Annotated in this window: 8 protein-coding genes and 2 pseudogenes; 8 read left to right on the top strand and 2 right to left on the bottom strand. The window is 72.5% G+C overall.

The annotated features are described in order from the left end of the window. Positions 1 to 432 (top strand): annotated as a pseudogene (locus VN520_RS38120) (hypothetical protein); the annotation flags it as partial. A gap of 16 nt (positions 433 to 448) precedes the next feature. On the opposite strand, the pseudogene VN520_RS38115 reads toward VN520_RS38120, so the two are convergent. Further along, positions 449 to 1,200 (bottom strand): annotated as a pseudogene (locus tag VN520_RS38115) (FAD-linked oxidase C-terminal domain-containing protein); the annotation flags it as partial. A 137-nt stretch (positions 1,201 to 1,337) separates the two neighbouring features. Here VN520_RS38115 and VN520_RS38110 point away from each other — a divergent pair. The 4 genes from VN520_RS38110 to VN520_RS38095 all read left to right on the top strand — a co-directional run bounded on the left by VN520_RS38110 (position 1,338) and on the right by VN520_RS38095 (position 4,823). Continuing rightward, positions 1,338 to 1,790, top strand: coding sequence for an Rrf2 family transcriptional regulator (locus VN520_RS38110; RefSeq protein ID WP_325751533.1), 453 nt, complete (start codon positions 1,338 to 1,340; stop codon positions 1,788 to 1,790). 134 nt (positions 1,791 to 1,924) lie between these two features. Continuing rightward, entirely contained in the window at positions 1,925 to 3,124 is a 1,200-nt protein-coding gene (locus VN520_RS38105) for a globin domain-containing protein (RefSeq protein WP_325751532.1), read from the top strand. Positions 3,125 to 3,267: 143 nt separating this feature from the next. Next, entirely contained in the window at positions 3,268 to 3,858 is a 591-nt protein-coding gene (locus VN520_RS38100) for an N-acetylmuramoyl-L-alanine amidase (RefSeq protein ID WP_325751531.1), read from the top strand. A gap of 29 nt (positions 3,859 to 3,887) precedes the next feature. Then, complete coding sequence (locus VN520_RS38095; RefSeq protein WP_325751530.1) at positions 3,888 to 4,823, top strand: 1-aminocyclopropane-1-carboxylate deaminase/D-cysteine desulfhydrase; 936 nt, start codon at positions 3,888 to 3,890, stop codon at positions 4,821 to 4,823. On the opposite strand, the gene VN520_RS38090 is transcribed toward VN520_RS38095, so the two are convergent. After that, positions 4,799 to 6,400: a Na+/H+ antiporter gene (locus VN520_RS38090; RefSeq protein WP_325751529.1), complete on the bottom strand. Its 1,602-nt coding sequence runs from the start codon at positions 6,398 to 6,400 to the stop codon at positions 4,799 to 4,801. The genes VN520_RS38095 and VN520_RS38090 overlap by 25 nt on opposite strands. 35 nt (positions 6,401 to 6,435) lie before the next feature. Here VN520_RS38090 and VN520_RS38085 point away from each other — a divergent pair, with 35 nt between their 5' ends. The 3 genes from VN520_RS38085 to VN520_RS38075 all read left to right on the top strand — a co-directional run bounded on the left by VN520_RS38085 (position 6,436) and on the right by VN520_RS38075 (position 8,302). Then, positions 6,436 to 6,696, top strand: a complete 261-nt coding sequence (locus VN520_RS38085; protein ID WP_325751528.1) for a UBP-type zinc finger domain-containing protein — start codon at positions 6,436 to 6,438, stop codon at positions 6,694 to 6,696. Between the two features lie 230 nt (positions 6,697 to 6,926). Then, a complete protein-coding gene (locus VN520_RS38080) occupies positions 6,927 to 7,340 on the top strand; it encodes an anti-sigma regulatory factor (protein ID WP_014154139.1) in 414 nt (137 codons plus the stop codon). 23 nt (positions 7,341 to 7,363) lie between these two features. Beyond that, entirely contained in the window at positions 7,364 to 8,302 is a 939-nt protein-coding gene (locus VN520_RS38075; RefSeq protein ID WP_325751534.1) for an RNA polymerase sigma factor SigF, read from the top strand. Positions 8,303 to 8,390 lie beyond the last annotated feature (88 nt).

Below are 8,390 nucleotides of genomic sequence, written 5' to 3'. Positions count from 1 at the left end.
AGGGGCCTGCCGGTGTGGGCGGCCACGGTCTCGGAACCGGCCGAGGCACACCGCCGGCTCACCGAACTGGTCCGGGCGGCCACCCACCGGTACGCCACCCACGGCCACGGCGAGGCGACGATGCTGGTGCACGCGGCCACGGCTCCCAACGCCGTCCTGCGGGTCCTCCCCGCGCTCCCGCAGGCCCTGTGGGTGCCCAGCCTCCAGGCAGCCTGGACCGCCTCCGCCGCCGTGACCGCCATGTACGCACCGGACGCACCGGTGGCCTACGTCCCGCCGGGCACGGTCACACCCGAGGAGGTCTTCGCGCAGGCCCTGGCACACGGCGACGAACACGTCATCAAGCTGACCGACACCGCCCTCGGCGTCGGCGACGAGCAGGCGCTCGCGGCGGCTCTGCGCGCCGTGCAGCTCAGCGAACCGCTGCGGTAGCCGTCCGCCGGAGCCCTCAGCGGACCAGCGGCGCTCCGGACACGACGACCTTGCCCGGGTTGAGGATGCCGTGCGGGTCCAGGGCCGCCTTGGCCGCTCGCTGCATGGCGAGGTCGACGGGTCCCAGCTCGCGGTCCATGCCGCCCGTCTTCAGCAGGCCCACGCCGTGTTCACCGGTGACCGTCCCGCCGAAGGAGACCGCCGCGTCGAGGATGTCCTCGAAGGCGAGCTGGGCACGGGCCCTGGCCGCCTCGTCACCGGGTTCGGTGATGATCAGGGGGTGGAGGTTGCCGTCACCGGCGTGGGCGATGTTGGCGACGAGGACGTCGTGCCCGGCGGCGATCTCCTCGACGCGCGCCAACATCTGCGGCACCCGGGACCGCGGCACGACCACGTCCTCGGTGAGCACCGGCCCCAGCCGCTCCAGCGCCGGGCAGGCGAGCCGGCGCGCCTGGAACAGGGCGTCCGCCTCCGCCTGGTCGGTGGAGACCTCGGCCCAGGCCGCGCCGGCTTCCGCGAAGCAGGCCCGCACGGCCTCGGCCTCGGCGTCGCCCGCGGCCCCCGGAGTGTCCACGCGGCCGAGCAGGACCGCGTTCGCGTCCGCCGAAAGACCCATGTTCTTCCATGCGTCGACGGCCTTCAGGCAGTGCCGGTCGAGGAGTTCGAGCGCCGAAGGCACGATGCCCGCCGCGGTCACCCGGCTCACCGCGTGCCGGCCGCGACGACGGAGTCGAAGAAACCCGCCACCGTGCGCTCCGCGGGCCGGGTACCACTGACCACCTCTCCTGTCCACGCGCACCCCGCATCCGCCACGGGGTCGCACCCTTCCATGATGACGCGCCCCCTCGCCCGGAGACCCCGGGTCCTAAGTTGCATCAGATATGCCATTTATCTACGCTGCCGCCATGCGGCTGACCCGATTCACCGATGTGGCGCTCCGGATGCTCATGCGCCTGACCGTCACGGCGGAGGACGAGGACCCGCCGACCACCCGCGAGGTGGCGGCCACCATGCAGGTGCCGTACACGCACGCCGCGAAGGTCGTCGCCCGCCTCCAGCATCTCGGCCTGGTCGATGCGCGGCGGGGGCGGGGCGGGGGCCTCTCCCTCACCACCGCCGGACGGTCCGCTTCGATCGGCGCCCTGGTGAGGCAGCTGGAAGGACCGGGCGAGGTCGTGGACTGCGAGGGCGGCGCCCCGTGCCCCCTGCGCTCCGCCTGCGTCCTCCGCTCCGCCCTGCGCCGGGCCGAAGAGGCCTTCTACGCCTCGCTCGACCCGCTCACGCTCGGCGATCTCGTGTCCTCCCCCACCGGCCCGCTGCTGATCGGCATCAGCCGCGGCCGCCCCACCCCCGGCTGATCCGCCCACGCCCCTGCGCACACGCGCCCCCTGCGCGCGGCAGGGGTGAGACCCGGCCAAAAATATGCATGGCATATACCAATTCACAGGACCGGCCACCCGGACGGCCGGCCACACACCCCAGGAGTCGACCGATGCTCTCCGAGACCTCGACCGCCACCGTCCGCGCCACACTTCCTGCCGTGGGGGCAGCGATCGGGGACATCGCGGACCTCTTCTACCGGAAACTGTTCGAGGCTCACCCGGAGCTGCTCCGGGACCTGTTCAACCGGGGCAACCAGGCCTCCGGCACACAGCGTCAGGCCCTGGCCGCATCCATCGCCGCCTTCGCCACCCAGCTCGTCGAACACCCGGGGACCCGGCCGGACGTCATGCTGGGCCGCATAGCCAACAAGCACGCCTCACTGGGCATCACCGCGCCGCAGTACGAGATCGTGCGCACCCACCTCTTCGACGCGATCGCCGAGGTCCTCGGCGACGCCGTCACCCCCGAGGTCGCCGCGGCCTGGGACGAGGTCTACTGGCTGATGGCCAACGCCCTGATCGCCCTCGAGGAACGGCTGTACGCGCAACAGGGCGTGACGGCGGGCGGTGTGTGGCGCGAGTGGACGGTCACCTCGCGGACCGAGGACACCCCCGACGTGGCCACCTTCCGGATCACCCCCTGCGACGGTGGACCGGCTCCCGCCTTCCGGCCGGGCCAGTACGTCTCCGTCCAGGTGGAACTCCCCGACGGCGCCCGTCAGATACGCCAGTACAGCCTCACCGGTGCGCCCGGCTCCGGCCTGCGCTCCTTCTCGGTCAAGCGGGTGCGGGGCGGGGGCGGGCCGGAGGGTGAGGTCTCCGCGCACCTGCACGCACGGCTGCACGCGGGAGACCGGCTGCGCGTCTCGGCACCGTACGGCGACCTGGTGCTCGACGGCACCGACGGCACCCCGCTGCTCCTCGCCTCCGCCGGCATCGGCTGCACCCCGATCCTGTCGATGCTGGAGCACCTGGCGCAGGAGGGGCACCGCTCCCCCGTCACCGTGGTCCACGGTGACCGGTCGCCCGCCGACCACGCGCGGCGCACGGAGCACGCGGCGTTCGCCGGCGGCCTCCCGGACGCCTCCGTCCACTTCTGGTACGAGGATCCGGAGCCCGGGCACCCCGCCCACCGCACCGGCACCGTCGACCTGAGCGGCCTGCCGGTCGCCCCGGGGACCCGTGCCTACCTCTGCGGCCCGCTGCCCTTCATGCGCGCCGTCCGCTCGCAGCTCCTGGAGAAGGGGGTGGCGGCGGCCGACATCCACTACGAGGTGTTCGGCCCCGACCTGTGGCTCGCACAGGACTGAGCACGGCCCGCCCGGGGAACTCGCGTTCTGTCCTGATCGATTCGCACACGGCGCGAACAGTGCTCGAACAGGTTTGCCGGAGCCTCGTGTTCCGGTACAAGCGCTGTACGGGGACGCGCTCCCCGCGAACGAAGGAGTCGGCCATGTCCTCACCCATGTCCGCCAGCACATTCCTCAAGGCCCTGAAGGACGAGGGGCTGACCGTCGTCCAGGTGGGCGACTGGCGTACGCACAACCGCAACCACAAGGGCCCCTGGGGGCCGGTGCACGGGGTGATGCTCCATCACACCGTGACGAAGGGCACGGCCCGCACCGTCGAGATCTGCCGTGACGGTTACTCAGGGCTGCCGGGCCCGCTCTGCCACGGCGTGATCGCCAAGGACGGCCGGGTCCACCTGGTCGGCTACGGCCGCACCAACCACGCCGGCTACGGCGACGACGACGTCCTGCGCGCCGTCGTCGCCGAGAAGCGCCTGCCCTCGGACAACGAGTCCAACACCGACGGCAACCGGCACTTCTACGGCTTCGAGTGCGAGAACCTCGGTGACGGGAAGGACCCCTGGCCCGCCGTCCAGCTCGAGGCCGTCGAGAAGGCCGCCGCGGCGGTCTGCCGCGTCCACGGCTGGGACGCCCCCTCCGTCATCGGCCACCGGGAGTGGCAGCCGGGGAAGGTCGACCCGCGCGGCTTCTCGATGACGGGCATGCGCAACCGCATCCACGACCGGCTGAAGTAGGCCGCCCCGGAGCGGCACACAATGAAGGCATGGACGACGAAGCACCCGACCTCTCCCGGCTGCAGCCGGCGCTCCCCTCGCCCCTGCAGCCGGCCGGGGACGAGCGCTTCGCGCGCCACGGCGTGACGCTGCTGCTCAAGCGCGACGATCTGATCCACCCGGACCTGCCGGGCAACAAGTGGCGCAAACTCGCCCCCAACCTCCGGGCCGCCGCCGGCCGTACCGTGCTGACCTTCGGCGGGGCCTACTCGAACCACCTCCGCGCCACGGCTGCCGCCGGGCGCCTGCTGGGCTTCCCCACCGTCGGCGTCGTACGGGGCGACGAACTGGCCCACCGGCCCCTGAACCCCTCCCTCGCCCGGTGCGCGGCCGACGGCATGCGCCTGCACTTCGTGGACCGCGCGACCTACCGCGCGAAGGCCGCTCCCAGGGTCCTGGACGGCCTGCTGAGCCTCTTCGGGGACTGTGTGGTCGTCCCGGAGGGCGGCAGCAACGCGCTCGCCGCACAGGGCTGCACAGAGCTCGGCCGCGAACTGCGCGGGCGGACCGGCACGGTGGCGGTCGCCTGCGGCACCGGGGGCACCCTGGCGGGGCTCGCCGCCGGACTCGGCCCAGGGCAGCGCGCCCTGGGCGTCCCCGTCCTGCGGGGCGGCTTCCTGGCAGAGGCCGTGCGCGATCTGCAGCGGGAGGCGTTCGGCGCCCCCGCCGGGCGGTGGTCCCTGGACGAGCGCTTCCACTTCGGCGGATACGCCCGGACCACTCCGGAGCTGCACGCCTTCGCCGACGACTTCGAGGACCGGCACGGCCTGCCCGTCGAGCGGCTCTACGTCGCCAAACTCCTGTACGGGCTGACCGTGCTGGCCGGGGAGGGCGCGTTCGCCCCGGGGTCCACGGTCACCGCGGTCGTCACCGGCAGGCCCTGGGAGGGCCGGGACCCCGCTCACGCGCCGTCCGGCTCCCGGTAGGCGGCGGCCTCCTCCAGGTCCAGCCGCCGCAGCAGGGCGCGCAGCATCTCGTCGTCGATCCGCCGCTCGTCCCTGAGGCGCACGAAGACCTCCCGCTCGGCGGCGATCATGTCCCGCGCCAGTCGCCGGTAGGTGTCGTCCGCCGACTCCCCGGTGACCGGGTTGGCCGCGCCGAGCCTTTCCCACACGGCGTTGCGGCGCCTCTCCATGACGGCGCGCAGCCGCTGGGCGAGGGGGCCCGGCAGTGCGTTGCGCGGATCGGCCAGCAACGCCTCCAGCCGCGCGTCGGCGGCTGCGGACGCCTCGCTCTGCGCCTGCGCCTCGGCCAGCGTCCCGTCCCGCTCACTGCGCTCGGGGAGCTTCAGCACGCGCACCAGGAGGGGCAGGCTGAGCCCCTGGACGGCCAGCGTCCCGATGACGGTCGTGAAGGTCAGGAACAGCACCAGGTTGCGTGCGGGGAAGTCCTCCCCGTCATGCGTGACCATGGGGATGGAGAAGGCGATCGCGAGCGAGACGACGCCCCTCATCCCGGCCCAGCCGATGATCAGGGGCGAGGTCCAGGGCGGTACCCCCTCGCGCTCCCTGATGCGCCCGGAGAGCCACGGGGGCAGGTAGCTCGCCGGGTACACCCAGACGAAACGCACCACGACGACGGCCACGAACACGAGGGCCGCGTAGCCGAAGGACTCCGCCACGCCGTACGAGCCCAGGCCCCTGAGCACGAAGGGCAGCTGCAGCCCGATGAGTGCGAAGACCGTGGATTCCAGGACGAACGCGACCATCTTCCAGACGGCCGCCTCCTGGAGCCGCGTCGCGAAATCGACCTGCCAGGAGCGGTGCCCGAGGTAGAGCGCGACGACGACCACGGCGAGCACGCCGGAGGCGTGCACCCGCTCGGCCGCCGCGTAGGCGACGAACGGGATCAGCAACGACAGGGTGTTCTGGAGCAGGGGCTCCTCCAGGTGCGTACGCAGCCAGTGCAGCGGCACCATCAGCAGCAGGCCGACGCCGATGCCGCCGACCGACGCCAGCGCGAATTCACCGATCCCGGCGCCCCAGCTCATGCCCTCGCCGACGGCCGCGGCGAGTGCCACCTTGAAGGCGGTGATCGCGGTGGCGTCGTTCACCAGGGACTCCCCCTGGAGGATCGTGGTGACCCGGGCGGGCAGGCCCACCCTGCGGGCGATCGCCGCGGCCGTGACGGCGTCCGGCGGTGCGACCACCGCGCCGAGCACCAGTGCGGCCGTGAGCGGCAGATCCGGCACGAGGAGATAGGCCAGCCATCCCACCGCGACCGTCGCGAAGAGCACGTACCCCACGGAGAGCAGGGCGACCGGCCGCAGGTTGGCCCGCAGATCGAGGTACGAGCTGTCGACCGCCGCCGTGTACAGCAACGGCGGGAGCAGCAGGGGCAGCACGATGTGCGCGTCCAGGGTGTAGCTCGGCACGCCCGGCAGGTAAGAGGCCAGCAGCCCCGCCGCGACCAGCAGCAGCGGTGCGGGCACCGGCGTGCGGCGGGCGGCCCCCGCGACCGCCGCGCTTGCCGCGACGAGTGCCACCAGCGGCAATGCGTCCATCTCACCGTCCTCACATCCGACGTAACGTGGCCATCATGAGTGAGTGCCTCCACGTATCCGAACTGCCGCGCCCCGAGCCCGCCCCGCTCAGCGACACCTGTCCGGAGTGCCTGGCAGCCGGTACCCATCCCGTGCAGCTGCGGCTCTGCCTGGTCTGCGGGCACGTCGGGTGCTGCGATTCATCGCCCCTGAAGCACGCCACGGCACACTTCGAGGCGACCGGCCATCCGGTGATGCGCAGCTTCGAACGCACGGAGAGCTGGCGTTGGTGCTTCGCGGACGGTTCGATCGTCTGACGTCTGGGTACGTCAAACCGGCGCCGGTTCTTCGCAATTGACCGCCGCAGACCTCTAGCCACTGTGTGTGCTCATATGTTTACTATGAGTAATCGCGGGATGGCGGTCTCGGCGACACGGCATCATGGGTCGCGACAGCGTCGCCGGACCACAGGACCGGCGACGGACCGCACGGCCCCGGGCACCCGTCCCGGAGCCTCGAACGAGTTTGTGCCACCTTGGAGGTGAGGGTGTCCCAGATCGCAGGCGAGCCCGGGAACCAGGACTTCGTAGAGGTCCGGCTGCCCGCTGCGGGTGCCTACCTGTCGGTGCTGCGTACGGCCACGGCCGGCCTCGCAGCGCGCTTGGACTTCACTCTCGACGAGATCGAGGATCTTCGCATCGCGGTCGACGAGGCCTGCGCGATCCTGCTCCAGCAGGCCGTGCCGGGCTCCGTCCTCAGCTGCGTCTTCCGGCTCGTCGGCGATTCCCTCGAGGTGACCGTCTCGGCCCCCACGACGGACGGTCGCGCCCCTGAGCGCGACACCTTCGCCTGGACGGTGCTCTCCGCGCTGGCCGGCAAGGTCGACTCGACGGTCGCCGACGACCGTACGGTCAGCATCAGCCTCTACAAACAGCGCGGCGCGGGACCCGGGCCGGCGTGAGCGAGGGGAACGGGGACGGTCCTGTGCGGGACGAGACGATCCGGTCGGAGGCGGTACGCCCAGCAGCCCTCCCGGAGCAGCAGGCCCGGCCGCATCCGGAAGGCGGCGCGGACGGCGGTGCGGACGGCGCGCAGCTCCGTCCGGCCGCGGTGGAGCAGCCGCAGGCGGAGCGGGCGGGCCGGATGAGCGAGCACGGTCACCACGATCCACACGACCGCAGCGGGGCGCGTGCGCTCTTCGTCGAGCTCCGGGAGCTTCCGGACGGGTCGGCGGAGAAGGCCGAGCTGCGCAATCGGCTGGTGCGGATGCATCTGCCGCTCGTGGAGCATCTGGCCCGCAGGTTCCGCAACCGCGGCGAGCCGCTGGACGACCTGACGCAGGTCGCCACGATCGGCCTGATCAAGTCGGTGGACCGGTTCGATCCGGACCGGGGCGTCGAGTTCTCGACGTACGCGACCCCCACGGTCGTCGGCGAGATCAAGCGGCACTTCCGGGACAAGGGCTGGGCGGTGCGGGTCCCGCGGCGCCTCCAGGAGCTGCGGCTCTCGCTGACCACGGCCACCGCGGAGCTCTCCCAGCAGCACGGCCGCTCCCCCACCGTGCACGAGCTGGCGGAGCGCCTGGCCATCTCCGAGGAGGAGGTCCTGGAGGGGCTGGAATCGGCCAATGCCTACAGCACGCTCTCGCTGGACGTCCCGGACACGGATGACGAGTCCCCGGCGGTCGCGGACACGCTGGGCTCCGAGGACGAGGCGCTGGAGGGCGTCGAGTACCGCGAGTCGCTCAAGCCGCTGCTGGAGGACCTCCCGCCGCGCGAGAAGCGGATTCTGCTGCTGCGCTTCTTCGGCAACATGACCCAGTCGCAGATCGCGCAGGAGGTCGGCATCTCCCAGATGCACGTCTCCCGCCTCCTGGCCCGCACGCTGGCCCAGCTGCGCGAGCGGCTGCTCGTCGAGGAGTGACCGGACAGGAGCGGGGCGCCGCGCCGGGGCGGGTCAGGCGCCGGGGGTCGTCCGCGGCCCCCGGATGCCGAGCGCCTGCGTGGTCGCG

Origin of the sequence: Streptomyces sp. (assembly GCF_035563135.1) — a bacterium.
Classification (GTDB): Bacteria; Actinomycetota; Actinomycetes; order Streptomycetales; family Streptomycetaceae; genus Streptomyces.
Note: the sequence above shows the minus strand (reverse complement) of the source record. Positions and strands in the feature narration are given on the sequence as shown.

Excerpts from the sequence above, each read along its gene's own strand:
- VN520_RS38110 (WP_325751533.1), top strand. The coding sequence starts at position 1,338 with ATGCGGCTGACCCGATTCACCGATGTGGCGCTCCGGATGCTCATGCGC.
- VN520_RS38105 (WP_325751532.1), top strand. The coding sequence starts at position 1,925 with ATGCTCTCCGAGACCTCGACCGCCACCGTCCGCGCCACACTTCCTGCC.
- VN520_RS38100 (WP_325751531.1), top strand. The coding sequence starts at position 3,268 with ATGTCCTCACCCATGTCCGCCAGCACATTCCTCAAGGCCCTGAAGGAC.
- VN520_RS38095 (WP_325751530.1), top strand. The coding sequence starts at position 3,888 with ATGGACGACGAAGCACCCGACCTCTCCCGGCTGCAGCCGGCGCTCCCC.
- VN520_RS38090 (WP_325751529.1), bottom strand. The coding sequence starts at position 6,400 with ATGGACGCATTGCCGCTGGTGGCACTCGTCGCGGCAAGCGCGGCGGTC.
- VN520_RS38085 (WP_325751528.1), top strand. The coding sequence starts at position 6,436 with ATGAGTGAGTGCCTCCACGTATCCGAACTGCCGCGCCCCGAGCCCGCC.